The organism is Delftia sp. NA_296.1 (assembly GCF_052692095.1).
The window spans coordinates 83,077-106,463 of record NZ_JBQZGF010000007.1 but is presented as its reverse complement, the minus strand read 5'-3'; the positions used below and the strand labels follow the sequence as shown (position 1 = coordinate 106,463).

General features: G+C 67.6%; 20 protein-coding genes. 7 read left to right on the top strand and 13 right to left on the bottom strand.

The window, feature by feature from the left end; genetic code table 11:
- Positions 1-29: 29 nt before the first annotated feature.
- The 5 genes from ACUTR7_RS18290 to ACUTR7_RS18270 form a co-directional block, all read right to left on the bottom strand.
- On the bottom strand, positions 30-1,202 hold the full coding sequence (locus ACUTR7_RS18290) for a BMP family ABC transporter substrate-binding protein (RefSeq protein ID WP_445609484.1): 1,173 nt from the start codon (positions 1,200-1,202) through the stop codon (positions 30-32).
- Between the two features lie 48 nt (positions 1,203-1,250).
- The gene (locus tag ACUTR7_RS18285) at positions 1,251-2,171 is read right to left on the bottom strand and encodes an ABC transporter permease (RefSeq protein ID WP_013803692.1); all 921 of its coding nucleotides are present in this window, start codon (positions 2,169-2,171) and stop codon (positions 1,251-1,253) included.
- Positions 2,171-3,277 (bottom strand): ABC transporter permease, encoded by a 1,107-nt coding sequence (locus ACUTR7_RS18280; protein ID WP_012204059.1) that lies wholly within the window; start codon positions 3,275-3,277, stop codon positions 2,171-2,173. Before ACUTR7_RS18280 ends, ACUTR7_RS18285 begins: the two co-directional genes overlap by 1 nt.
- A complete protein-coding gene (locus ACUTR7_RS18275) occupies positions 3,264-4,853 on the bottom strand; it encodes an ABC transporter ATP-binding protein (protein ID WP_445609483.1) in 1,590 nt (529 codons plus the stop codon). Before ACUTR7_RS18275 ends, ACUTR7_RS18280 begins: the two co-directional genes overlap by 14 nt.
- A gap of 120 nt (positions 4,854-4,973) precedes the next feature.
- A complete protein-coding gene (locus ACUTR7_RS18270) occupies positions 4,974-5,906 on the bottom strand; it encodes a LysR family transcriptional regulator (protein WP_012204057.1) in 933 nt (310 codons plus the stop codon).
- A 276-nt stretch (positions 5,907-6,182) separates the two neighbouring features.
- Here ACUTR7_RS18270 and ACUTR7_RS18265 point away from each other — a divergent pair, with 276 nt between their 5' ends.
- Positions 6,183-8,507, top strand: a complete 2,325-nt coding sequence (locus ACUTR7_RS18265) for a DUF6351 family protein (protein WP_445609482.1) — start codon at positions 6,183-6,185, stop codon at positions 8,505-8,507.
- A gap of 114 nt (positions 8,508-8,621) precedes the next feature.
- On the top strand, positions 8,622-9,314 hold the full coding sequence (locus tag ACUTR7_RS18260; RefSeq protein ID WP_063326926.1) for a Crp/Fnr family transcriptional regulator: 693 nt from the start codon (positions 8,622-8,624) through the stop codon (positions 9,312-9,314).
- 16 nt (positions 9,315-9,330) lie between these two features.
- Here ACUTR7_RS18260 and ACUTR7_RS18255 read toward each other — a convergent pair whose 3' ends face one another.
- Both ACUTR7_RS18255 and ACUTR7_RS18250 read right to left on the bottom strand, forming a co-directional pair.
- Entirely contained in the window at positions 9,331-11,601 is a 2,271-nt protein-coding gene (locus tag ACUTR7_RS18255) for a sensor domain-containing diguanylate cyclase (protein WP_216295368.1), read from the bottom strand.
- A 120-nt stretch (positions 11,602-11,721) separates the two neighbouring features.
- Complete coding sequence (locus tag ACUTR7_RS18250) at positions 11,722-12,357, bottom strand: Crp/Fnr family transcriptional regulator (protein WP_088166726.1); 636 nt, start codon at positions 12,355-12,357, stop codon at positions 11,722-11,724.
- Between the two features lie 140 nt (positions 12,358-12,497).
- Between ACUTR7_RS18250 and ACUTR7_RS18245 the strand changes: the two genes are divergently transcribed.
- Positions 12,498-14,381: an EAL domain-containing protein gene (locus ACUTR7_RS18245; protein ID WP_445609481.1), complete on the top strand. Its 1,884-nt coding sequence runs from the start codon at positions 12,498-12,500 to the stop codon at positions 14,379-14,381.
- A gap of 97 nt (positions 14,382-14,478) precedes the next feature.
- Here the strand turns inward: ACUTR7_RS18245 and ACUTR7_RS18240 are convergent, their stop codons facing one another.
- The gene (locus ACUTR7_RS18240; protein WP_445609480.1) at positions 14,479-15,810 is read right to left on the bottom strand and encodes a urate hydroxylase PuuD; all 1,332 of its coding nucleotides are present in this window, start codon (positions 15,808-15,810) and stop codon (positions 14,479-14,481) included.
- A gap of 186 nt (positions 15,811-15,996) precedes the next feature.
- Positions 15,997-16,881 carry a xanthine dehydrogenase accessory protein XdhC gene (gene xdhC / locus ACUTR7_RS18235; RefSeq protein ID WP_445609479.1) on the bottom strand — a complete coding sequence of 295 codons (885 nt, stop codon included), beginning with the start codon at positions 16,879-16,881 and terminating at the stop codon, positions 15,997-15,999.
- A gap of 130 nt (positions 16,882-17,011) precedes the next feature.
- Between xdhC and ACUTR7_RS18230 the strand changes: the two genes are divergently transcribed.
- Positions 17,012-17,500, top strand: a complete 489-nt coding sequence (locus ACUTR7_RS18230; protein ID WP_043781144.1) for a hypothetical protein — start codon at positions 17,012-17,014, stop codon at positions 17,498-17,500.
- Between the two features lie 43 nt (positions 17,501-17,543).
- Here ACUTR7_RS18230 and ACUTR7_RS18225 read toward each other — a convergent pair whose 3' ends face one another.
- Complete coding sequence (locus ACUTR7_RS18225) at positions 17,544-17,933, bottom strand: hypothetical protein (RefSeq protein WP_445609478.1); 390 nt, start codon at positions 17,931-17,933, stop codon at positions 17,544-17,546.
- Between the two features lie 93 nt (positions 17,934-18,026).
- Between ACUTR7_RS18225 and ACUTR7_RS18220 the strand changes: the two genes are divergently transcribed.
- Positions 18,027-18,356 carry an Arc family DNA-binding protein gene (locus ACUTR7_RS18220; RefSeq protein ID WP_445609477.1) on the top strand — a complete coding sequence of 110 codons (330 nt, stop codon included), beginning with the start codon at positions 18,027-18,029 and terminating at the stop codon, positions 18,354-18,356.
- Between the two features lie 65 nt (positions 18,357-18,421).
- Here ACUTR7_RS18220 and ACUTR7_RS18215 read toward each other — a convergent pair whose 3' ends face one another.
- On the bottom strand, positions 18,422-19,006 hold the full coding sequence (locus tag ACUTR7_RS18215; protein WP_013803704.1) for a BPSL1445 family SYLF domain-containing lipoprotein: 585 nt from the start codon (positions 19,004-19,006) through the stop codon (positions 18,422-18,424).
- Positions 19,007-19,324: 318 nt separating this feature from the next.
- Here ACUTR7_RS18215 and ACUTR7_RS18210 point away from each other — a divergent pair, with 318 nt between their 5' ends.
- The gene (locus ACUTR7_RS18210) at positions 19,325-19,714 is read left to right on the top strand and encodes a DoxX family protein (protein ID WP_034391114.1); all 390 of its coding nucleotides are present in this window, start codon (positions 19,325-19,327) and stop codon (positions 19,712-19,714) included.
- A 106-nt stretch (positions 19,715-19,820) separates the two neighbouring features.
- Here the strand turns inward: ACUTR7_RS18210 and uraH are convergent, their stop codons facing one another.
- A complete protein-coding gene (gene uraH / locus ACUTR7_RS18205) occupies positions 19,821-20,171 on the bottom strand; it encodes a hydroxyisourate hydrolase (protein WP_012204044.1) in 351 nt (116 codons plus the stop codon).
- Between the two features lie 339 nt (positions 20,172-20,510).
- Between uraH and ggt the strand changes: the two genes are divergently transcribed.
- Positions 20,511-22,331, top strand: coding sequence for a gamma-glutamyltransferase (ggt, locus tag ACUTR7_RS18200; RefSeq protein WP_012204043.1), 1,821 nt, complete (start codon positions 20,511-20,513; stop codon positions 22,329-22,331).
- Between the two features lie 96 nt (positions 22,332-22,427).
- On the opposite strand, the gene glxR is transcribed toward ggt, so the two are convergent.
- Positions 22,428-23,342 (bottom strand): 2-hydroxy-3-oxopropionate reductase, encoded by a 915-nt coding sequence (gene glxR / locus ACUTR7_RS18195; RefSeq protein ID WP_043824000.1) that lies wholly within the window; start codon positions 23,340-23,342, stop codon positions 22,428-22,430.
- Between the last annotated feature and the right edge of the window lie 45 nt (positions 23,343-23,387).

Below are 23,387 nucleotides of genomic sequence, written 5' to 3'. Positions count from 1 at the left end.
ACAAGCCGCCGCGCATGCGGCGCCTGCGCTTACTTGGCGCCCGGCACCTTGCCTTCGACGCCGTTGACGAAGAAGTTGATGCTGGTCATGAAGCCCAGGTCGCCAACCTGGCCTGCCGTCAGCACTTCCTTGCCGGCGTTGTCCTTGATGGGGCCGGTCCAGACGGCGAAGCTGCCGTCCTTCAAGCCGTCGCGTGCCTTGGCGACCTTGTCCTTGATGTCCTGGGGCACGTCGTCGGCGATCTTCACGAGGTCGATGGCGCCTTCCTTCACGCCCCACCAGAACGAGCCGCCCTGCCACTTGCCGTCCAGCGTGTCCTGGGTGACCTTGCTGTAGTAAGGCGTCCAGTCGATCACGGCCGAGCCCAGGTGGGCCTTGGGCGCGAAGGCGCTCATGTCGCCGTCCTTGCCGAAGGCGCGCGCACCGCGTTCCTCGGCCGTCTTGAGCACGGCCGGGGAGTTGGTGTTCTGGTAGAGCACGTCCACGCCGCCGTTGATCAGCGAAGTGGCGGCCTCGGACTCCTTGGGTGGGGCGAACCATTCGTTGACCCAGACCACCTTGGCCTTGATCGAGGGATCGACGCTTTGCGCACCCAGCACGAAGCTGTTGATGTTGCGCACCACTTCAGGAATCGGCACCGAGGCCACGACGCCGACGGTCTTGGTCTTGGTCATGCCGCCAGCCACGATGCCGGCCAGGTACGCGCCCTCGAAGGTCTTGGTGTCGTAGGTGGCCACGTTATCGGCGTTCTTGTAGCCGGTGGCGTGCTCGAACTTCACGTCCTTGAGGTCGGCCGCGACCTTCTGCACGAACTCCTGGTAGCCGAAGCTGGTCGCGAAGATCAGCTTGTTGCCCTGGCCGGCCATGTCGCGCATCACGCGCTCGGCATCGGCGCTCTCGGGCACGCTTTCGACGAAGGAGGTTTCCACCTTGTCGCCGAACTTCTCCTGGATGGCCTTGCGGCCCAGCTCGTGCTGGAAGGTCCAGCCACCGTCGCCGATGGGGCTGACGTACATGAAGCCGATCTTGAGCTTCTCGGCCGGCGCCTGGGCGGCAGGCGCGGCAGCGGGAGCGGGCGCTGCGGCCTCTTCCTTCTTGCCGCAGGCGGTCAGGGCCGCCACCGAGATGGCCGACAGGCCGATCATCTTCACAAGCGTGCTTTTCAGGCCAGGTTTCAGGGTGCGTTCGCGCAAAGCGGGCATGCGTTTGTCCTTTTGTGGTTCTGGAGGGAGAGAGAAAAAATGAAAGCGTCAGGAGCCCGGATAGAAGGGCTTGCCCAGCGAGGCCGGCATGTTGGCACGGATCCAGGCCGGATTGCGCGAGATCAGCACCAGCACGACGATGGTCGCCAGGTAGGGCAGCATGGACAGCAGCTGGCTGGCCACCTGCACGCCCGTGGCCTGCAGGTGGAACTGCAGCATGGTCACGCCGCCGAACAGGTAGGCGCCCAGCAGCACGCGCGCAGGGCGCCAGGTGGCAAAGGTGGTCAGCGCCAGCGCGATCCAGCCCCGGCCCGACACCATGCCCTCCACCCACAGCGGCGTATAGACGGTGGAGATGTAGGCGCCGGCCAGCCCGCACATGGCGCCGCCGAAGACCACGGCCGCCAGGCGGATGCGGCGCACCGGGTAGCCCAGCGCATGGGCCGACTGGGGCGACTCACCCACGGCGCGCAGCACCAGGCCGGCCCGCGTGCGGTAAAGGAACCAGACCAGGGCCGCCGCAATGACCACCGCGCCATAGACCAGCGGGTGCAGGCGGAACAGCGCCGTGCCCACCACGGGCAGGTCGGACAGCCAGGGCACGGCGAACTTGGGCAGCTCGGGCAGGCGCGCCTGCACATAGCCCAGGCCCAGGAAGGCCGAGAAGCCCGTGCCGAACAGCGACAGGGCCAGCCCCGTCGCGTACTGGTTGGTGTTCAGCCAGATCACCAGCACGCCGAAGATGGCGGCCAACAGCGCGCCCGCACCCATGCCGGCCAGAAAGCCCACGGTGGTGCTGCCCGTGTGGACCACGGCGGCAAAGCCCGCGATGGCGGCGCACAGCATCATGCCCTCGGCACCCAGGTTGACGATGCCGGCCTTTTCATTGATCAGCAGGCCCAGCGCGGCCAGCGCCAGCACGGTGCCGGCGCTGAGCGTGGAGCCCAGCAGCAGTGCATAGGATTCCATCAGCGGGCCTCCTTGACGGCAGGCGCCGCTGCGGGCGGGACCACGGGCGTGCGGGACACCCAGCGCACGCGGTAGGCCACCAGCGTGTCGCAGGCCAGCAGCGTGAACAGCAGCAGGCCCTGGAACACGCCGGTCAGCGCCTTGGGCAGGCCCAGGCGCGACTGGGCGAGTTCGCCCCCGATATAGAACATGCTCATGAGAATCGCGGAAAAGATCATGCCCACGGGATGCAGGCGGCCGACGAAGGCCACGATGATGGCGGCGAAGCCGTAGCCGGCCGGGACATAGGGAGTGAGCTGGCCCAGCGGGCCGGCCACTTCCAGCGCACCGGCCAGGCCGGCGGCGGCGCCCGAGATCAGCAGCGCCGTCCACAGCGCGCGGCGCGAGGAAAAGCCCGCGTAGCGCGCAGCAGCCGGGGCCAGGCCACCGACCTGCAGCGCAAAGCCGGCGCGGGTGCGGAACAGGAAGACCCACAGCATGGCCGCCGCAGCCAGCGCCAGCAGCAGGCCGATATTGGTGCGCATGCCCTGCATGAGCTTGGGGATCTGCGTGACGCGCTCGAAGGTCTTGGTCTGCGGGAAGTTGTAGCCCATGGGGTCCTTCCACGGACCGTAGACCAGAAAGCCCAGCACCAGGGTGGCCACGTAGACCAGCATCAGGCTGACCAGGATTTCATTGGCGTTGAAGCGGTCGCGCAGCAGGGCCACGATGCCGGCCCAGACCATGCCGCCGAGCATGCCGGCCACCAGGATGGCGGGCACGATCCACGGGCCCGTGGTCTTGTCCGCCAGCAGCGCCACGCCGCCTGCGGCCACGGCGCCGATCACGAACTGGCCTTCGGCACCGATGTTCCAGACATTGGAGCGAAAGCACACGGCCAGCCCCAGCGCGATCAGCAGCAGCGGCGTGGCCTTGACGGCCAGCTCGCCCAGCGCATAGGTGGACTTGACGGGGTCCCAGAAGAAGGCCTGCAGGCCGCGCACCGGGTCCTTGCCCAGCATCACGAACAGGCACACGCCGATCAGCACGGTGATGGCCAGCGCCAGCACGGGCGAACCGTAGGTCCACAGCTTCGAGGCCTGGGGGCGTTGCTCAAGCTTGAACATGGGCGCCTCCCCTGGCGGCATTCTGGGCGGCGTTCGGGGTGGCAGCACCGTCCCACAGGCCGCTCATCCACTCGCCGATCTGCTGCACGGTGGCATCGGCCCGCGCCACCGAGGGCGACAGCCGGCCCTTGGCCACCACATGCAGGCGGTCACATATTTCGAACAATTCGTCCAACTCCTCGCTGAGCACCAGCACGGCGCAGCCTTCGTCACGCAATTGCAGGATGGCGCCGCGGATCTGCGCGGCCGCCCCCACGTCCACCCCCCAGGTAGGCTGGGAGATGATGAGCAGCTTGGGCCTGGCATCGATCTCGCGGCCCACGATGAATTTCTGCAGGTTGCCGCCCGACAGCGACTGCGCCGCCGCGTTGGGGCCACCGGCCTTGACGTTGAAGCGCGCGATGATGGCGCGCGCCTGCTCCTGCAACTGGCCCATGCGGATCCACCCGCCCGCGCCCAGCGCGGTCTTGCGCGTCAGCAGCAGGTTGTGCGCCAGGCCCATGCTGGGCACGGCGCCACGGCCAAGACGCTCCTCCGGCACGAAGTGCAGGCCCAGCGCACGGCGCCGGCCGGGGCCCAGGCGCCCCGCCTCCCGGCCGGCAATCTGCACCATTTCGGGCGCTGCGCGCGTGTCCTCGCCGGACAGGGCGTACAGCAATTCCTTCTGGCCATTGCCCGAGACACCGGCGATGCCCACGACTTCGCCCGCGCGCACATCGAGCTGTATGCCATGCAGGTCCACGCCGAAGGGCTCCGAGCGTGGCAGCGCCAGGCCCTGCACGCGCAGCACGCTGGCGCCGACCTGGGATTCGCGGTGCGTGAGCTCGGGCGGCTCCGAGCCGATCATCAGCCGCGACAGCGAGGCATTGCTCTCCACGGCCGGGTTGCACACGCCGGTCACCTGCCCGCCGCGCAGAACGGTACAGGCCGTGCACAGCGAACGGATCTCGTGCAGCTTGTGGCTGATGTAGAGGATGGAGCAGCCCTCGGACGCCAGGCGGCGCAGCACGACGAAGAGCTTTTCCACCGCCTGCGGCGTGAGCACCGAGGTGGGCTCGTCAAGAATGAGCACGCGCGGGTGCGTGAGCAGGGCGCGGATGATTTCCACGCGCTGCATCTCGCCCACGCTCAGCGTGTGCACGGGGCGGTGGGGATCGACCTCCAGCCCGTAGTCATGCGCCGTGGACTCGATGCGCTTCACCACCTCGGCCAGCGGCAGGCTCTTGTCCAGGCCCAGCCAGACGTTCTCGGCCACGGACAGCGTGTCGAACAGGCTGAAATGCTGGAACACCATGGCGATGCCCAGCTGGCGCGCCTCCTGCGGGTTGCGGATGTGGACCGGCTTGCCATCGACCTCGATGCGGCCCTCGTCGGGCTTGACGGCGCCGTAGATGATCTTCATCAGCGTGGACTTGCCGGCACCGTTCTCACCCAGGATGGCATGCACTTCGCCGGCGCCCACGGTCAGCGAAATGCCGTTGTTGGCCACCACCGCCGGATAGCGCTTGGTGATGCCTGTCAGCTGCAGCCGGGGCGGCGCTGCGGCTGGCAGGGGGACTGTATCGGGGGGATTCATGCCTGGGATTGTCTTTCAATTTCTGCAACAAACTGGAACACAAGTCCTTGAAACCGCCTTGGCGGCCCTCATATCGACCACCACTTTGTTCACCAAAAAGGCGGTTCCTGCCGCCCTCACCTAGCGGGCACGGGACATCAGGGCCACATGCCGCACGGCGTCGCGCAGCCAGCGCGTGGAGGCTCCCATGTGCGTGCGGGCATGCCACAACTGGTAGTACACCAGCGGCGCGAACTCCACCGGGCAGGGCAGGATCACCAGGGGCAGGCGCTGGCTGAAGCGCTCGCAGAACAGCCGCCCCGTGGTCAGCACCAGCAAGCTGGTGGCCACGATGTCGGGGATCAGGCTGAAATGCGCGCAGCGCGCCGCCACCTGGCGCTGCAGGCCCATGCGGGACAGCTGGTCGTCGATCACGCCGCGCGCACCCGGATAGGTGGGCGTGGGCGCGATGTGCTCGGCCTCCAGCCACTGGGCCACGTCCCAGCCGCGGCGCACGGCCGGGTGCTGGGGGCTGACCAGGCAGACCACCTCGTCCTCGAACAGGCTGGCCATGTGCAGGCCCTGCGGCGGCTCGGGCCAGTTGCCGATCACCACGTCCACATCGCCCTGGGCCAGTTGCACCTCGTAGTGCGCGTCGCCGTTGAGGGCCAGGATGTCCACGGGGCAGCCGGGCGCCTCGGTCTTGAGATGGGCCACCAGGCGCGGCAGGAACAGCGGGTCCAGGTAGTCGCTGGCGGCGATGCGGAAGGTGCGCGTGGAGGTGCGGGGATCGAAATGCCGTGCATCGCTGAACAGACCCTCGGCCGCGCGCAGGATGTCGGCGGCCGGCTGCACCATGCGCAGCCCGGCCTCGGTGGGCTGCATGTGCGCGCCCGAGCGCACCAGCAGCGAATCGCCGGCCAGGTCGCGCAGGCGTTTGAGCGCAGCGGACACCGCCGGCTGGTGCATGCCCAGGCGCAATGCGGCACGCGAGACGCTGCGCTCGGTCAGCACCGTGTGCAGCACCCGTATCAGGTGCAGATCAATCTTGTCGAACAGGGCCTGGTCGCGCATGTAGCGAAGCAATCAGCGAAAAAAAGAGCGGTCGCGCCGGGGACGCGCCGCAGGTCATGGGGAGCCCGCAGCGTAACCCAGCCATGCCCCCCGCAAGCTAGATACAAGCACCAAGAATGCCCTGGGCAGGGGCGGTTAAACACTTGTGCACGCAGCACATGCAATATGCGAGCCAGTCGCTGGCAAACCATTGTCCAAACCTATACAGACTTGCAGACTGTTAGCGTGATTCAATGAAATCGCTTCAAAAGGAAGTGGATTGCAGGAGACAAGACGATGAAACAGCCAACCCCTTTTTTGGGCATCGTGGCCGCAGCCACGCTCGCCAGTGTGCTGACCGCCTGCGGCGGCAGCGGTGACTCAGGCCTGGGTGTCATCGAGATACGCAGCCTGTCCAACCGGGCCGACATGATCAGCGACGGCAATGCCTATATTGAAATTGTGCTGCCCAAGGGCAGCCCGCCCGGTGCACTGAAGGTGGCGCTCAATGGCACGGATGTCACCGCCCGCTTCGCCCAGCGCGCCAATGGCCGGATTCTGGGCCGGGTCGAGGGATTGAAGGTGGGCGCCAACACCCTCACCGCCACGGCGGCCGGCAGCGCGAGGGCACGGCTGGACATCACCAACCATGGCCGGGGCGATCCCATCTTCGCCGGGCCGCAGACCGCGCCGTGGATCTGCGCCACGCGCAATGGCGCGCAAGCCACCGTTTCCGTGCCCGGCACGGCACTTTCGGCGACCGTGACCACGCGCGTCAGCGGTCTGGATACCGATCCGGTGGATGTCCAGTGCAATACCAGGACCCAGTACACCTACTACTACATGCCCAAGGCCAGGCAAGGCAGCGCCTGCACGATGGGTCCGGCAGGCGCCACGCCCTGCCATGTGGCCTACGACCCATCGCAGCGCCCGGCCGACAGCGAGATCGCCGACTTCACCAACGACCGCGGAGATACGGTCAAGCACCTGCTGCGCATGGAAACTGGCGTCATGGGCCGCGGCACCTTCCAGATCCTGGCCTACCATGACCCCGCGCAGGCCTGGACGCCCTGGGAGCCGCAAAAGGGATGGAACGGCAAGGTGCTGTGGCGATTCGGCGCAGCCGCTTCCGGCAATCGCTTCCAGGAGCCGGCGGTCAACCTCCTCGACCAGTTCAGCGGCAGCCTGCCTTTCGACCCCAACGCGCTCGCGGCAGGCCACATGGTCGTGAAAGCCATGCTGACCAACCACCTGCACAACAACAATGAGTTGCTGGCCGCCGAGAACATGATGCGCATCAAGGAGCATCTGATCGAGAACTACGGCGAAGTGCGCTACACCATGGGCGACGGCGACTCGGGTGGCTCCATGATGCAGACAGTGATCGCCTCCGCCATGCCGGGTCTGCTGCAGGGCATACAGACGGGGCTGAGCTATCCCGATGCGGTGTCCACCTGGATGGAAACACGCGACTGCGGCCTGCTGTCCAGCTACTACAGGACGGCCGCAGGACAGGCACTGAGCGACACCGCGAAGGCCGCCATCAATGGCCATCCGGCCAGCTACTGCGACAAATGGGTAGGGAGCTTCATCGCCCCCCAGAACCCCCGGCTGCCCGACAACTGCGGCGTGGGCTTTCCCGCCTCCATCGTCTACGACCCGCGCACACGCGGCCAGGGCGTGCGCTGCTCGATCCACGACATGCTGGTCCCGGTGTTCGGGACGTTCAAGGACACCGACGGCCACACCAAGCCGCAGCTGCCGTATGACAACACGGGCCTGCAGTACGGACTCAAGGCACTGCAGTCGGGCGCCATCGACGCGGAGGCTTTCGTGCAGCTCAACGAAGGCATCGGCAGCTACACCAACGACATGGACTGGACCGGCGGCACTGCGTCCCGGCCGGCAGCCCGCGAGCGCGCAGTGGCCAGCCTGCTGCCCAGGCTCTACAGCAGTGGCCTCACCAGCAACGGCAGGAACCTGTCCCAGGTGGCCATCATTGACCTGCGGCCCGAGGGCGGCAGCGACATCCACATGACCTGGCGCAGCCTGCAGCAACGCGCACGGCTGGATGCCGCCAACGGCCACCATGACAACCATGTGATCCGTGCCAGCAAGGGCATGGTCCCGCTGCTGATCGCCCCGGCCATGCGACGCGAGGCCTTTGTCATGATGGACCGCTGGCTGACCGCCGTGGAGCGCGACACCACCGCCGCTGCGCTGGCACAGAAAGTGGTGCGCAACAGGCCTTCGGATGTCAGGGATGGATGCATCGCCGCAACGGGAGCCGCCCCTTCGGATCTCGACAAAGTCCTGGCTCTGGACGACCCAGCCTGTCCCCTCAAGCCGACCCTGTCGCCACGCCAGGTGGCCGGAGGTCCGCTCGCGGAGGACATCTACCAGTGCCAGCTCAAGCCCCTTTCGTTCACCAGCCCGGAGTACGCCGGCATCACCTTCAGCCCGGCCCAGCAAAAGCGCCTTGCCGCAGTGTTTGCGGCGGGAGTGTGCGACTGGAGCCAGGCCGGAACGGGCCAGAGCCAGGAGGCGGCCTTCCTGACCGATTTCAGTGCCGGCCCGGCGGGCACCAAGGCCGGGCCTGCGCCGGTCTCGCGCAACGATTGAGTTGCACCCTGCGCGAAGTCCCGCAGGGGTCCGGGGGCCGGTGATCAGGGTTTGCAGCGTGCCAATTCATGCAATGAAGCAGCAGACTTTCATTGAAGATTTGCATCAAGCACCATGCAGCCGCCCACGATCAACGCCGTCCTCAAGTCCGCGCCCTTTGCGCCCCACCTGAGCAGGGCCCACCTGCTCAGGTTGCGGCGGGAGGTGCTGTTGCGGCACATACCGGCCGGCACCCCGCTTTGCCACAAGACGCACCGGGCCGGCCACTGGGCCGGTGTCGTCCAGGGAGCGGTCAAGATCCATGCGCTGTCGCCTACCGGGCGCAGCACCACGCTGGCCACCTTTACCCCGGGTTGCTGGTTCGGCGAGGGCACACTGCTCAAGAACGAATGCTGGCCGTTCGACGCGACGGCGATCGAGGATACGCTGGTGGCACTGATGCCGGCCAGCACCTTTCACTGGCTGCTGGAGCGCAGCCTCGGCTTCAACCGCTTCCTGCTGGACCAGCTCAATGCGCGCCTGGGCCAGTTCATCGGCCGCTGCGAGCATGCGCGGCTGCACCATTCCAGCCGCCATGTGGCGCACTGCATCTCGGAGCTGACCGATTCGAGGCTGTATCCGGACACCGGCAACCGGCACCTGGGCATGTCGCAGGAGGAGTTGGCCAGCCTGGCCGGCGTGTCGCGCCAGATCGTCAATCGCACCCTGGGGGAGCTGGAGGACATCGGAGCGGTCCGCGTCTCCTATGGCGCATTGACCCTGATCGATCCCGAGGGACTGCGGCGCTTCAGCGAATCCTTCGAGTGAGGCACGGCCCCGGCGCTCAGGCGGCCTCCAGCACCTCGACGCGGTTGCGGCCCTTGCGCTTGGCCGCATAGCAGGCCATGTCGGCCGAGCGCAGCGCGCTGCTGACCGTGTGCTGGCGGGCATCGAGCACCACCATGCCGACGCTCACACCCATCAGGTAGCGCTGGCCCTCGTGCGCGCCTTCCCAGTCCTGCACGGCCATGCACAGGCTTTGCGCCAGCAGCATGCCCTGCTCCGCCGAGATGCCCGCCAGCAGCACGGCGAATTCATCACCGCCCAGGCGCGCCACCCAGCCCAGCGGCCGGACCACGCTGTCGATCAGCCGGGCCATGTGGCACAGCACCTCGTCGCCGGCCGCATGGCCTCCCTGCTGGTTGACGTGGGCGAAGTGGTCCAGGTCCAGGAACAGGATCACGCCATGCTGCGGCAGGCCGACGGTCTCCTCCTCCGCCTCTTGCGCCTCCTCGACCGTGGCGACGGCGGTGTTGTCGCTCTGCTGCAGGGCGGATTCACCCTGCTGCAGCGCCTCGGCCGGCAAGCGCTGGGCGGCACTGCATTCCTGCAGCCATTCATGCAGACGCATGGCAAAGGCCTCGCGATTGGGCAGCAGGGTCAGCGGATCGTGCATGGCCTTCCAGCCCGGCTGCTCGCGCACCAGTCGCTGCATGGTCACGTCCTCGACCACCCAGACCAGGGTGGGGTCTGCCGGCACCACGGCGCGCGGCTCCAGGCCGCGCTGCAGGCGCTGCAGGCTCTGGCCGTGCAGGCGCACCCAGATGGGGCGGCCGTCCTTGCGGACAAAGCACTGCTCGCTGTCGAACTGGCCGTACATGTCCAGGTCCTTGCGCACGCGCTCCAGCAATTGGATGTGCGCCGCGTCGGAGGCGCACAGCTGGCGTATCGCCTGCCCCTGCAGCTCGCGCGGCGGGTAGCCGAGCATGCGCGCGGCCTGCAGGCCCACCAACTCCAGATGCGCCGACCGCGTGACCACCAGGCCCACGGGCGCGTAGTCCATCAGCGTCTGCAGCTGCAGTTGCAGCCGGCCGACCTCGTGCGCCTGCTCCTGCCCCATCTGCCCCAGGCGATGCAGGGCCTGCCACAGCGTGGAGGCTTCGCCCCAGGCATGGGTCCAGGGCATGCGCCAGCCGCCTTCCTCGGCATGGCCCGGCTCGGGTTCGGGCGCGGGATCGGGCTCCTCGGCCATCAGCCTTCCCTGGCTCGCCAGCCATTGGCGTGCAGTGCGGTGCAGGGCCGCCATGGGTTCGGTGACCAGGATCAGCAGCAGGACCAGCAGGCCAGCGACACCGGCCACGGCGGCCAGCAGCCACCACAGCACGCGCGGCGCCAGGCTGGGTGCGATGGCTTCCTCGGGGGTGATCCTGACCACCAGCCACTGCGGCAGCGGCATGCCTGCCGTCGTCACCAGGTAGCCCGCGCGCCGCTGGGTGTCGGGGCCCACCTGCACTGCGCCGGCCGCGGGGTCCTGCAGCCAGTCCGCGCCCAGGCCGGGCTCGGCCTCGGCGCGCGCCGACCAGCGCGAGGGGTCGGAATGGGCCAGGATCTGCCCGTCGCGCTGCATGACCAGCAGGCGCCCGCCGGAGCGCGAGGGATCGATGCTGGGCGGCAGCAGGGCCTGGGCGGACATGCGCACTCCGGCCGACAGCACGCCGCTGACCGTGCCATTGCCGGTGCGCAGCGGCACGGCGTACAGCAACTCCATCATTCCGGGATCAGCGCCCTTGCGCACCATGGTGGAGACCACGGGCCGGCCATCGGCCAGGCTGCGCCGCATCACGTCGCGCACGCCTTCGTCCAGATCGACCAGGGGCTCGGAACGGCCGCCGCGCAGGCTGAGCTGCAGCTGGCCACGCGCGTCGGCCAGTTGCAGGGTGTCGAACAGCCGCACGGATGCGTCTCCGCGCAGCATCTCGCCCATCAGGCGGCTCGGGTCGCTGCCCTGGTCGGCAATGCCCTGGGCCAGCACCCACAGCAGGCGCTGCTGCTGCTCCAGCCGAGCGGCCAGCATGCGCGCCACGGTATCGACCTCGTCGGCCTGCCGGGCCATGGCGCGCTCCAGCGTCTGCTGGCGCATGTTGTGCGAGACCCACCAGGCACTGCCAAGGCCCGCCAGCAGCACGGCCGCAGCGGCCAGTGCCAGCACCGTGCAGCGCATGGCGCCCCAGCCTGGGGCCGCGCGCGGCCGCGAGGGCGAACCCGACAGCTGCGGAGCATCCTGGGATGCCAGCAGTACCTGGAAAAAGGGAGATCGGCGGGCGTCCAGTGACATGACGCCATCAATATATGCAGGCCCGAAAGCCGTCCCACTGGGTGGAACCCGCGAACCAGTGGTTACCCCGCCCCGCAAGGCCCGGCGCTTGCAGGCCGGCACCCGTCAGCGGCGTGGGAATCAGCCTACGGCGAGCACTTCGAGGGCCGCCGGCTTGGGCAGATCGATGACATTGCCCCGGCCCGCGATGAGCCCGTGCTCACGCAACTGGCGCAGCACGCGCGAGAAGGTCTCGGGCGCAATGCCGAGCTGGGCGGCGATCAGCCGCTTGCGCAGGTGCAACGTCACGCGCAGGCCGCCAGCTTCGTGCGGCATGGCATGGCGCAGCAGCCACTGGGCGCAGCGCGCCTCGGCGTCCTTGGACAGGCGGCTCACCGCCAGCTCGGTCTGCGCGCAGTAGGCCTGGGCCATGTCCTGCAGCAGTTGCTGGGCGGGCGACGGCAGCTGCGATACGGCCTTCAGGAAGTCGGTCTGGGGCAGTTGCTGCACGCGGACATCGCTGTCGGCCAGCATGTCCAGGCTGCTGCCGCGCCGCTGCAGCACAAAGGCGGCGTCCAGCCAGGCCGGCCCCTCCACGACACCGAGCTGGTGGCGCATCTGCCCACCCTGGCCTATGCCCAGGAGCACGCGACCGCGCTCCAGATACATCACCGTATCCGGCGACTGCCGACGCAGCCTGAGCCAGGTACCCGCGGCCAACACCTGGGCGGAACCCGGCGCGAAGGCGAAAGCTTGCAAGGAAGACAGGGCGAACATGCATGCAACTTTGCCGGCTTTGCTCCCGCCGCGTTTTGAGCCATGTCAATCCGCCGCCAGCACACCGGTCCGCAGGCGGCATACTTGTCACAAGCATGTCACCAGTGAAACGTAATGTATCCAACTGAAAAGTTGAGCCCATGATCGATCCCCAGATGCTCGCCAGCCTGCCCGCTGCCGCGGCCGTGCTCTCCGCCGCCGTGCGGTCCGGCGCAGGCCCCGTGGCGCAGCTCATGCGCGCGGGCGGCCTGTACTGCGTCTTCCAGCCGCTGGCCGATCTGCGCAGCGGCAGCATCTATGCGCACGAGGCGCTGATCCGCGGCCCCCGGGGCATGCCGTTGCACACGCCCGACGCCCTGCTCAAGGGCGCTGCGGCCGAGGGCATTCTTCGGGAATTCGAGCTGCTTGCGGTCTGCGTGGCGCTGCAGGACTGGGGCCGGCAGAGTGCGCCGGGCCGGCTGTTCGTCAACCTCAGCGCCCAGGCGCTGGTGCAGGCCGTCGGGGTCTGCGGCCCCGGCATGGTCGGGGACACGGTGCGCAGCTTCGGCGTGCAGGCCCGCTCCCTGGTGGTGGAGATCACCGAACACGACCATGTGACCGACATGCCCGCCGTCTGCGCCGCCGTGAAGGCCGTGCATGCCACGGGCGGGCGCCTGGCGCTGGATGACTTTGGCGACGGCCGCTCCAGCCTGCGCCTGTGGTCCGAGGCCAAGCCCGACTTCGTCAAGATCGACAAATACTTCATCCACCAGATCGAGCAACGCCCGGCCACGCTGCAGCTGCTGCAGGCCATCAAGGGCATTGCCGAGGTCTTCGGCACCACGCTGATCGCCGAAGGCATAGAGACCGAGGACGAGCTGCGCACCCTGCGCGACCTGGGCATTCCATATGGCCAGGGCTGGCTGCTGGGCCGCCCTGCCGAAACCGCCCAGCCCCAGATCAGCACGCAGGCGCGCAGCGTGGCGCAGGACCCGCGCGTGGCCGTGCTGCCCCACCAGGGCCACAGCGCCCGCCCGGGCGTGCTGCGCAACCTGATGGTGATGCAGGCGCCCTGCGTGATGCCTGCGGCCAGCAACGACGAGGTGGCCGAGCTGTTCCAGGCCGGGCAGCAGCTGCATGCCATTGCCGTCGTGGAGGCCGGCCGGCCGCTGGCGCTCATCAACCGCCAGCAGTTCATGAACCACTACGCCACGCTGTACTTCCGTGAAGTCCACGGGCGCAAGCCCTGCCTGGCCTTTGCCAATGTGCAGCCGCGCATCGTGGAGCTGGACTGCGATGTGGACCAGCTCGTCGGCATCCTGACCTCGCAGGACCAGCGCTACCTGAGCGACGGCTTCATCGTCACCGACAACGGCCGCTATGTGGGCCTGGGCACGGGCGAGCAGCTGGTGCGCCGCGTGACCGAGGCCCGCATCGAGGCCGCGCGCCACGCCAACCCGCTGACCTTCCTGCCCGGCAACATCCCCATCAGCCTGCACATGCAGCGACTGCTGGACAGCGGCGCCGGCTTCGTGGCCTGCTACGCCGACCTCAACCACTTCAAGCCCTTCAACGACCACTACGGCTACTGGCGCGGCGACCAGATGATCCGCCTGGTGGCGCGGCTGGCCGTGGCGCACTGCGATGCGCGGCGCGACTTCGTGGGCCATGTGGGCGGGGACGACTTCATGCTGCTGCTGCAAAGCGAGGACTGGCAGCGGCGCTGCGAAGGCATTGTGGGCGCCTTCGCAGGCGAGGCGCGCCAGCTGTTCGACGACCAGGCGCGCGAGGCCGGAGGCATCTGGGCCGAGGACCGACACGGCATCCGGCGATTCTTTGCCTGCACCACGCTGTCCATCGGCGTGGTGCGCGTCACGCCGGGCAGCATGCTGGCACCCGAGGACATCGCCAACCTCGCGGCCCTGGCCAAGCAGCAGGCCAAGGCGCAAAGCCTGCCGGGGCGCGGCGCCATCGCGCTGCACACGCCGCCCGATGAAGCGCGGCGCCCGGCCCTGCACGGCACCGCGACGGCCTGGCCTGCCTGAAACAGAAAGCCCGCAGGCTCTTGCGAGGCTGCGGGCTGGTGGCTGGCCGCCGAACGCTGACAGCAAACGCTGACAGCGTGTGGGCGCGGCCCAGCGATCAGTTCACCGATGCACCAGACTCGTACCAGCGCTTGACCATGCTGCGCTCGTCATCGTTCAGGGCACCCGGATTGCCAAAGGGCATCTTGCGCAGTTGCACCACCTGCTGGTAGATCTGCTGGGCGTGGGCCTTGACCTGCTCGGGCGAGTCCAGGCGCACATTCTTTTGCTGCAGGGCGGCACCGTGGCAGACCACGCAATGCTGCTGCAAGAAGGGCGCCATCTGGGCATAGCCCACGGCGCCGTCGGCGGCGGGAGCAGCGGTCGCAACGGGTGCAGCAGCTTCGGCACCGGGCGCCGCCGTCGCAGCGGGCTCGGCACCAGCAGGCGCCTGCACGGCGGCGGGACCCGGTGCGGGGGCTGCGGCAGGCGCAGACACAGGGGCGGCGGCAGGCGCCGGTGCAGGCTTGAGCCAGACGGCCGTGCCGATCAGCACCAGCACGCCGACCAGGGCGTAGGGCCAGGGATGGGCATTGCGGCCCAGCTTGAAGCCGTGGCGCATCACGAAGAACTGGCGGATGGCAGCGCCCGCGAACATCATCAGGATCAGCACCAGCCAGTTCAGCTCATGGCTGTAAAGCCAGCCGTAGTGGTTGGACAGCATGGCGAACAGCACCGGCAGCGTGAAATACGTGTTGTGCACGCTGCGCTGCTTGCCGCGCTTGCCGTGGATGGGGTCCACGGGCTGGCCTTCCTTCAGGGCCTTCACCACCGTGCGCTGGCCGGGGATGATCCAGAAGAACACGTTGGCGCTCATCGAGGTCGCCAGCATGGCGCCCATCAGCAGGAAGGCGGCCTGGCCCGGGAAGATGTGGCAGGCCAGGAAGGCCGCAATGCACACCAGCACCAGCACCATGGCGCCCACCGTGGCGTCGCCGTTCTTCTTCTGGCCGAAGACGCGGCAGATGCCGTCGTACAGCAGCCAGAACACGACCAGGAAGGCCAGGGCCGAGGCAATGGCCGCAGCCGAGCCCATGGCGTTGGGATCGGCCGGATTGACGAGGTAGATCTTGGCGTTCCACAGATACGACACCGTCAGCAGCGCAAAGCCGCTGAGCCAGGTGGTGTAGCTTTCCCAGTAGAACCAGTGCAGGTGGTCCGGCAGCTTTGGCGGGGAGACATTGAACTTGACGGGGTGGTAGAACCCACCGCCGTGCACGGCCCAGAGTTCGCCGCTGACGCCCTGCTTCTTGAGGTCGTCATCGACAGGCGGCGTCAGGCTGCTGTCGAGGAAGACGAAATAGAAGGAGGAACCGACCCAGGCGATGGCCGTAATGACGTGGAGCCACCGCAACAGCAGGTTGGCCCAGTCGAGAATGTAGCTTTCCATAGCTCTCAACCTTGGCAGCGTGGGGGCCGCCGGTGTTCAACCTGCTCACCACTGCGGGCGCTCTGAGCAGAAGAAAAAGGCCGCGCACCCGGTAGATATACCGCCGGTGCACCGCTGCGACCATTTCGTAGACACAAAGTGTATGCAATTTTTCGACAGCCAGCCGGCTTGCGCGACATCAATTCACTAGAGATTTCCCTGATTCTGCGCAGGCGCGGCGCTGCGCCGCTGCAGCAGCTGCGCCGCCACGGCCACCGCGATCACCTCAGGCTCCTTGCCCTTGATGCCGGGCACGCCGATGGGGCATGTCACATGGTCCAGCTCCGCATCGCTGAAGCCGCGCTCGCGCAGCCTGCGCCGGAAGGTGGCCCATTTGGTGGCGCTGCCGATCAGGCCCACATAGGGCAGGTCGCCGTGCTGGCGCTGGCGGCTCAGGCATTGGGCGACCACCTCCAGGTCCTCGGCATGGCTGAAGCTCATGATCAGCACCTGGGAGCCGGTGGGCAGGTCGGCCACGGCGGATTGCACGGGATCGGAGTATTCACACTGCACGAGCTCGTGCTCTTCCTCGGGGAAGACCGAATCGCGGCTGTCCACCCACATCACGCGGTAGGGAAGATTGCACAGCAGGCGCACCAGCGCATGGCCGACGTGGCCTGCGCCAAACAGCGCCACGCAGTCGCGCGGCGGCTGCAGCCGCTCGCGCAGCATGTCCATGCGGCCCTGGGGCACCAGCACGAACCTCAGCATCACCACGCCGCCGCAGCACTGACCCAGGCTGGGGCCCAGCGGATAGCGGTGCTGGTGCTCGGCAAGGGCGGGACCGGCCTGCCCAGGCTGTCCGGGCAATCCGGCCTGAAGCGCCGCGTCGCGCAGCAGGCTGCGCGCGCGGTCGATGGCGTCGAACTCCAGGTGCCCGCCGCCAATGGTGCCGGCCACGCGGTCGGCAAACACGGCCATCCAGGCGCCGCGCTCGCGCGGCACCGAGCCGCGCGACTCCATCACCTCGACCCAGCACAGCGGCCCCTGCGCAAAGCCCTGCTCGACTTTCTTGAACGTGTCACTCCACATGGGCGCACCTGACAGCCCGTCGTGGCGCCTGCGGGCTTCGTTGGAATTTGTTGCGGGATTTTCCGCTGCGGCACTTGAGTTTTGCGCTCCGACTGCCGGTGCCGCAGCGTTTCAGGATACGCTCGCAATCATGCCCGATTCCCCCGATTCCTCTCAGCACAGTTCCGTGCAAAAGCCACGTTCCGGCCGTCCCTGGCTGTGGGCGGGACTGATGGCCGCCATTGCCTCCCTGGTCACGGCCTGCAAGTCGCCACCCGGCCCCGGCCCGCGCCCCGACGAGGCCACATCCAGCGCACAGCTGCAGTACCGCAAGGTGGCGGCCAATCATCTGTACACGCGCAATGCCGAGCGCATCTACAAGGGCCAGTTGCCGCCCATGCTCTACGCGATCGGCGTGCTGCAGGTGCAGATCGACCGCAACGGCCAGGTCCAGCGCCTGCACTGGATGCGCGCGCCCAGCCATGCCCCCGAAGTGGTGAGCGAGATCGAGCGCCTGGTGCGCGCCGCCGCGCCCTTCCCCGCCCCGGCCGGCGCCGCCCGCATCACCTATACCGATACCTGGCTCTGGGACAAGTCCGGTCGCTTCCAGCTCGACACGCTGACCGAAGGCCAGCTCTGAGCCTCAGGCCGCCAAGGACTGGTTCATGCCGGTTCATGCCGGTTCAGGCAGATTCACGCGGCTGGCCGTCGGCAAAGCTCCTGGCGCTTCTGAGCAGGCAGGTCACGGCATAGAGCACCAGGTCGTCCGGGGCATCGTCGTTCACGCGGTCGATGACCTCGATGGCATAGCCCAGGTCCTGCGACAACTGCGGCAGCACGCCTGCCGCACGGTTGCCGGCCTGCAGGCTGGCCACCGCCTGGTCAGCGCTGGCGTGGTAGCCGCGCAGCAAATCACGCGCGGCACACACCATGGCCGAGCCGGCGCGCTCTGCATGCAGCTCCAGCACGCCCAGGGCCGCGCCCATGTGGCACAGCGCATCGACCGCCAGCACCTCCTGGTGCTGTGGTGAGTATCTTCGGTGGCTGCGGCCCGATGGGTTGACTGTCTTCATGGCTCCCCTTGCGCGGGACCGTGCTGGTCCCGAAGCAACAATACCTTTCAGGTCCCTTGCAGTCAATACCTTTCCGGTCCATGATTGCCGGCGATGAAACAGACCGATCCTCAGTACAAGCTGCGCCTGCCGCAGGAACTCAAGGACCTCGTCGAGGAGGCAGCCAAGCGCACCGGCCGTTCCATGAACGCCGAAGTCGTGGCCCGGCTGCAGACCACGTTCGAGGCCCCTCTGCTCGGCCGCCTGTCGGCCGCGACGGACCCTGCGCTGGAATGCGAGGAGCCCGTGAGCATCTACGACATCAAGATGAGCGCCGAAGCCGTGGAGCGCATCGAAAAGCGCCTCGAACGCATAGAGCAGGCCTTGCTCCCGCCCGCTGCGCCGGGCAGCGCCAATGAAGACGGCGCCGCTGGCGCCGACTGAGACAACCGCACAAAGAAAAACCGGCCCGCAGGCCGGTTTCGTTCAAAGGCCCATCAGGGCCGGGATCACTCGACCACCTTGGTGATCTTCGAGCCCTGCAGCGACACGCCGGCTTCCAGGCCCGCATTGGTCAGCACATAGCTGGTCACGGGGCCCTGGGCGGTCGTGGTGTCCACGCTGCCATTGGCGCCCACCTTGCCTGCGGCCACCGTGGCATCGGCGCCCACGGACCAGCCCTCGCTGGCCAGGAACTTGTCCAGCGCTTCCTGGGTGTTGAACACATAGATCACAGCCTTGGACTGGCCACCGGCCTGCCAGCCCACCGAGGCGCCTGTCGTGCTGTAGTAGCCCTTGTTCTGGCCGCCGACGCGCAGCACGCCGCGGCCATGCTCGACACCGATGACGAAGCTGCCGCCGATCACCGAGGGGAAGATCAGCACGCCCTTGGAGCGGGCCACCATTTCCTTGGAGCCTGGCGCCGTCTGGTACAGCCGCTCCAGCGCGGCGTTGGCGCGCGCATTGACGGTGGTGGCATCAGCGCGCGGCGCGGACTGGGTTTCCGGCTTGGTGGTGGTGCAGCCGACCATGGCAATGCTGCCGGCCGCCAGTGCAGTGGCCATCACGACGGTACGCAAAGAAAACTGACGCATGGGAAAACCTGCCTTTCTTGATTGGACGTTTTGGGGAGACCCCATCGGTTCATTGGATTGATCACCTTGCCTCCCGGTCCCGGGCACCCCTTCCAGTGCTCGCAAACCGTTTCTGAGACAGGCTGGGGACGATGCTAGGCCGCTTTGCGGTACTTGTGATGAGACATGTCACAAGTTGCGCCATAGGACTACAGGCCCGCAGGAAATGTCTGAAAATCCCGTGCCGGGCTGCCACAGCCGACACCGAAAGCGCGCTGATGCCAGAATGCACGCACAGCAACACCCGGCCCACCGGGCCTATCCACACCGAGGGAGTTCATGAAGTTCTGGAGCCACTTTCACCATCCCCAGGCAGCCATGGTGCTGCTGCGCGTCACGCTCGCGGTCCTGTTGCTTTTTCACGGCTGGGCCAAGCTGCGCTACGGCATAGGCAGCATCGAGCGCATGGTGGAGTCCACGGGCGCGCCGGGCTGGCTGGCCTATGCGGTCTATCTGGGTGAGGTGGTGGCGCCGCTGCTGCTGCTGGTCGGCCTGTGGGTGGTGCCTGCGGCGCTGGTGATTGCGATCAACATGGTCGTGGCCTTTGCGCTGGTGCACACGGGCCAGGTGATGCAGCTGCACAGCTCGGGAGGCTGGGCGCTGGAGCTGCAGGCCTTCTTCTTCATCACGGCCCTGGTCGTGGCCATGGGGCACGCCAAGGGCAAGTAGCCCGCACGCTTGCTGGAGCCCCAAAAGCAACGGCCCGCAATGCGGGCCGTTTTTCGTTTCAGGGCTCACTCCAGGCCATCCCCCGACAGCCTGCCTGCAGCAGGGCTCAGGAGCCCCGGTACGTGGAATAGCTCCAGGGGCTGACCAGCAGGGGCACGTGGTAGTGCTGGTCGGCATGGGCCACGCCGAAGTCCAGGCTCACCTTGTTGAGGAAGTTGGGCTCGGGCAGTTGCACGCCACGGGCCTTGAAGTAGGCCGCCACGTCGAAGGTCAGGCGGTAGGTGCCGGTCCTGAGGCTGTTGTTGTCGAACAGCGGCGCATCGGTGCGGCCGTCGTGGTTGAGCACCAGGCTCTTGATCAGCGTGGCCTGGTCGCCATCGGTGGAATACAGCGCGACAGCCATGCCGGCTGCGGGGCAGCCATTCATGGTGTCGAGGACGTGGGTGCTCAGGCCCATGGAAATCTCCTGTGCGGCGGGAGCTGGCCCGCCCGGTTGTCATTGGTTGGTCAATGCACGGAGCGCGGCGCGCGACAGCACTCGCGGCCCTGCCCTGCATTCGCAAAGTGTATACAGTTTTTGTACGCCCTTGAAGGGCGTTGCACGGCCGACACCTAGGCAGATACCCGCACTTTCGGCGCCCGGGCCGGCGCGCGGGAAGGCTGCCGACGCCATGCTTCTACACTGTGGTCCGCCGCCGCCCCGGCCGCAGGACTATCCGGCCAGCGCACACAGGGCGGCACAGGACTCGCGCTCTTTTTCCACTGTTCCACTGTTTCATCTGCCAAGGAGATACCGATGCAACTTCGCTCCCCCTTGCTTGCAACCAGCCTGGCGCTGGCCATTGCCAGCCTGGCCGCCTGCAGCAGCACGCAGCCGCCCGCGGCTTCGGCGGCGCCAGCACCCGTGGCCGCAGCGCCTGCCCCGGCAGCGGCGCCCATCACGCAGAGCAGCGCGGCCCAGGCCGCCAGCGCCGCCTATGACTTCGACATGGATGTGTTCCATCCCGTCGTGGGCAGGAGCGGCATGGTGGCCAGCGAGCAGGAGCTGGCCTCGCGCATCGGCCTGCAGATCCTGAAGTCCGGCGGCAATGCGGTGGACGCCGCCGTGGCCATGGGCTTTGCGCTGGCCGTGGCCCTGCCCAACGCAGGCAACATCGGCGGCGGCGGCTTCATGGTGGTGCATGACGCCAAGAGCGGCAAGAACATTGCGCTGGACTTCCGCGAGGTCGCGCCCTCCAAGGCCACGCGCGACATGTACGTGGGTGCGGATGGCAAGGTCATCGATGGCAAATCGCTCTACACCCACTACGCCGTGGGCGTGCCCGGCACCGTGGCCGGCATGGAGCATGCGCTGAAGAAATGGGGATCGCTGCCTTTGTCCACGGTGATTGCGCCGGCCGCAAAGCTGGCCGACAAGGGCTTTACGGTCAGCGAGACCCTGGCCAAGATCCTGGAACAGGAAAAGAAGAACATGGGCCAGTGGCCCGCCACCCAGGCCATCTTCTGGCGCAACGGCGAGCCCCTCAAGCGCGGCGACCGCCTGGTGCAAAAGGACCTGGCGCAGTCGCTGCGCCTGATCGGCCAGCAGGGCTCCAAGGTGTTCTACGAAGGCTCCATCGCCCGCAAGATCGCGGCCGAGATGGCGCCGCATGCAGGCGCCCTCTCGCTGCAGGACCTCAAGAGCTACAAGGTCGCCGAGCGCGAGCCGCTGCGCGGCACCTACCGCGGCTACGAGATCGTGACCATGCCGCCTCCGTCCTCCGGCGGCGCCCACCTGATCCAGATCCTCAACATGATGGAACGCTGGCCCATGAACCAGTGGGGCGTCAACAGCGCGCAGAGCATCCACTACATGGCGGAAAGCATGAAGCTGGCCTATGCCGACCGTGCCGAATACCTGGGTGATCCCGACTTCGTGACCGTGCCGCTCAAGGGCCTGACCTCCAAGCGCTATGCCGAGGCACTGGCCGCCGGCATCGACCCCTACCAGGCGCGCGCCGGCAAGGACATCCGCCCCGGCAAGCCCCAGCCCTACGAGAGCGACCAGACCACGCACTACTCGGTGGTGGACAAGGCGGGCAACGCCGTGGCCGTGACCTATACGCTGAACACCAACTTCGGCAGCGGCATCGTGGCCAAGGGCACGGGCATCCTGCTCAACAACGAGATGGACGATTTCTCGGCCAAGCCCGGCGTGGCCAACGCGTATGGACTGGTCGGCGGCGATGCCAATGCGGTGGCCGCAGGCAAGCGCCCGCTGTCGTCGATGACGCCGACCATGGTGCTCAAGGGCGGCAAGCCCGTGCTGGTCACCGGCAGCCCCGGCGGCGCACGCATCATCACCACCGTGCTGCAGACCGTGGTCAACACCATCGACTTCGGCATGAACCCGGCCGAGGCCGCCGCCACGCCGCGCTTTCACCACCAGTGGACGCCCGATGAGCTGCGCGTGGAAAAGGGCATCAGCCCCGACACCGTGGCCCTGCTCAAGTCGCGCGGCCACAACGTTGCCGTGAAGGCGTCTATGGGCCGCACCCAGACCATCGAGCTGCGCGACGGCATGCTCTACGGCGCCTCCGACCCACGCAACCCCGACGGGCAGACACTGGGATATTGAAGCAAGAAAAAGCCGCGCCCGTTGCCGAGCGCGGCTTTTCACAACAGGGCGGCGCAAGGCCGCCCTCCCACCAATCGTTGTCTCAAAGGCCGGCCATCAGTCCTGGACCTTCTGGCCCACTTCGAAGTTGGCCTGGATCTCCAGCGCACGCACCATGCCCGAGTGATCCCAGTTCGCGCCGCCGTGGGCCACGCAGCTGTTGAACAGCTCCTGGGCCTGGGCGGTGTTGGGCAGGGACACGCCGAGCTGGCGCGCGCTGCTCAGGGCCAGGTTCAGGTCCTTCTGGTGCAGCGAGATGCGGAAGCCCGGATCGAACGTGCGCTTGATCATGCGCTCGGCATGCACCTCCAGGATCTTGGACGAGGCAAAGCCGCCCAGCAGCGCCTCGCGCACGCGGGCCGGGTCGGCACCGGCGCGCGACGCGAACAGCAGGGCCTCGGCCACGGCCTCGATGTTCAGCGCCACGATGATCTGGTTGGCCACCTTGGCGGTCTGGCCGTCGCCGTTGCCGCCCACCAGGGTGATGTTCTTGCCCATGCGCTCGAACAGCGGCTTGACGCGCGCGAACACGTCCTCCGGGCCGCCGACCATGATGGACAGGGTGGCGTTCTTGGCGCCCACCTCGCCGCCGGAGACCGGCGCATCCAGGTACTGGGCGCCGATGGCCTCGATGCGGCGAGCGAAGTCCTTGGTGGCCACGGGCGAGATGGAGCTCATGTCCACCACCACCTTGCCGCTGCTGCCCTTGAGGCCGGCGGCCACGCCGTCCTCGCCGAACAGCACCTTCTCGACATCGGGCGTGTCGGGCAGCATCAGGAAAATGATGTCGGCCCGCTCGGCCACGCCGCGCGCCGTGGTGCACTGGGTGGCGCTGCTCTCGGCGATCTGCGCGGGGATCTTGCCCAGGGTGTTCACGAACAGCTGGTGGCCAGCCGTGAGCAGGTGGCCCGCCATGGGCGCGCCCATGATGCCCAGGCCCACGAAACCAAGCTTGAGAGAGGATGCATTCATGCTGTGTACTCCTTGTCGTTTTTGAAAAGCTGAAAAAAACTTCGG

Excerpts from the sequence above, each read along its gene's own strand:
- ACUTR7_RS18290 (WP_445609484.1), bottom strand. The coding sequence starts at position 1,202 with ATGCCCGCTTTGCGCGAACGCACCCTGAAACCTGGCCTGAAAAGCACG.
- ACUTR7_RS18285 (WP_013803692.1), bottom strand. The coding sequence starts at position 2,171 with ATGGAATCCTATGCACTGCTGCTGGGCTCCACGCTCAGCGCCGGCACC.
- ACUTR7_RS18280 (WP_012204059.1), bottom strand. The coding sequence starts at position 3,277 with ATGTTCAAGCTTGAGCAACGCCCCCAGGCCTCGAAGCTGTGGACCTAC.
- ACUTR7_RS18275 (WP_445609483.1), bottom strand. The coding sequence starts at position 4,853 with ATGAATCCCCCCGATACAGTCCCCCTGCCAGCCGCAGCGCCGCCCCGG.
- ACUTR7_RS18270 (WP_012204057.1), bottom strand. The coding sequence starts at position 5,906 with ATGCGCGACCAGGCCCTGTTCGACAAGATTGATCTGCACCTGATACGG.
- ACUTR7_RS18265 (WP_445609482.1), top strand. The coding sequence starts at position 6,183 with ATGAAACAGCCAACCCCTTTTTTGGGCATCGTGGCCGCAGCCACGCTC.
- ACUTR7_RS18260 (WP_063326926.1), top strand. The coding sequence starts at position 8,622 with ATGCAGCCGCCCACGATCAACGCCGTCCTCAAGTCCGCGCCCTTTGCG.
- ACUTR7_RS18255 (WP_216295368.1), bottom strand. The coding sequence starts at position 11,601 with ATGTCACTGGACGCCCGCCGATCTCCCTTTTTCCAGGTACTGCTGGCA.
- ACUTR7_RS18250 (WP_088166726.1), bottom strand. The coding sequence starts at position 12,357 with ATGTTCGCCCTGTCTTCCTTGCAAGCTTTCGCCTTCGCGCCGGGTTCC.
- ACUTR7_RS18245 (WP_445609481.1), top strand. The coding sequence starts at position 12,498 with ATGATCGATCCCCAGATGCTCGCCAGCCTGCCCGCTGCCGCGGCCGTG.
- ACUTR7_RS18240 (WP_445609480.1), bottom strand. The coding sequence starts at position 15,810 with ATGGAAAGCTACATTCTCGACTGGGCCAACCTGCTGTTGCGGTGGCTC.
- xdhC (WP_445609479.1), bottom strand. The coding sequence starts at position 16,881 with ATGTGGAGTGACACGTTCAAGAAAGTCGAGCAGGGCTTTGCGCAGGGG.
- ACUTR7_RS18230 (WP_043781144.1), top strand. The coding sequence starts at position 17,012 with ATGCCCGATTCCCCCGATTCCTCTCAGCACAGTTCCGTGCAAAAGCCA.
- ACUTR7_RS18225 (WP_445609478.1), bottom strand. The coding sequence starts at position 17,933 with ATGAAGACAGTCAACCCATCGGGCCGCAGCCACCGAAGATACTCACCA.
- ACUTR7_RS18220 (WP_445609477.1), top strand. The coding sequence starts at position 18,027 with ATGAAACAGACCGATCCTCAGTACAAGCTGCGCCTGCCGCAGGAACTC.
- ACUTR7_RS18215 (WP_013803704.1), bottom strand. The coding sequence starts at position 19,006 with ATGCGTCAGTTTTCTTTGCGTACCGTCGTGATGGCCACTGCACTGGCG.
- ACUTR7_RS18210 (WP_034391114.1), top strand. The coding sequence starts at position 19,325 with ATGAAGTTCTGGAGCCACTTTCACCATCCCCAGGCAGCCATGGTGCTG.
- uraH (WP_012204044.1), bottom strand. The coding sequence starts at position 20,171 with ATGGGCCTGAGCACCCACGTCCTCGACACCATGAATGGCTGCCCCGCA.
- ggt (WP_012204043.1), top strand. The coding sequence starts at position 20,511 with ATGCAACTTCGCTCCCCCTTGCTTGCAACCAGCCTGGCGCTGGCCATT.
- glxR (WP_043824000.1), bottom strand. The coding sequence starts at position 23,342 with ATGAATGCATCCTCTCTCAAGCTTGGTTTCGTGGGCCTGGGCATCATG.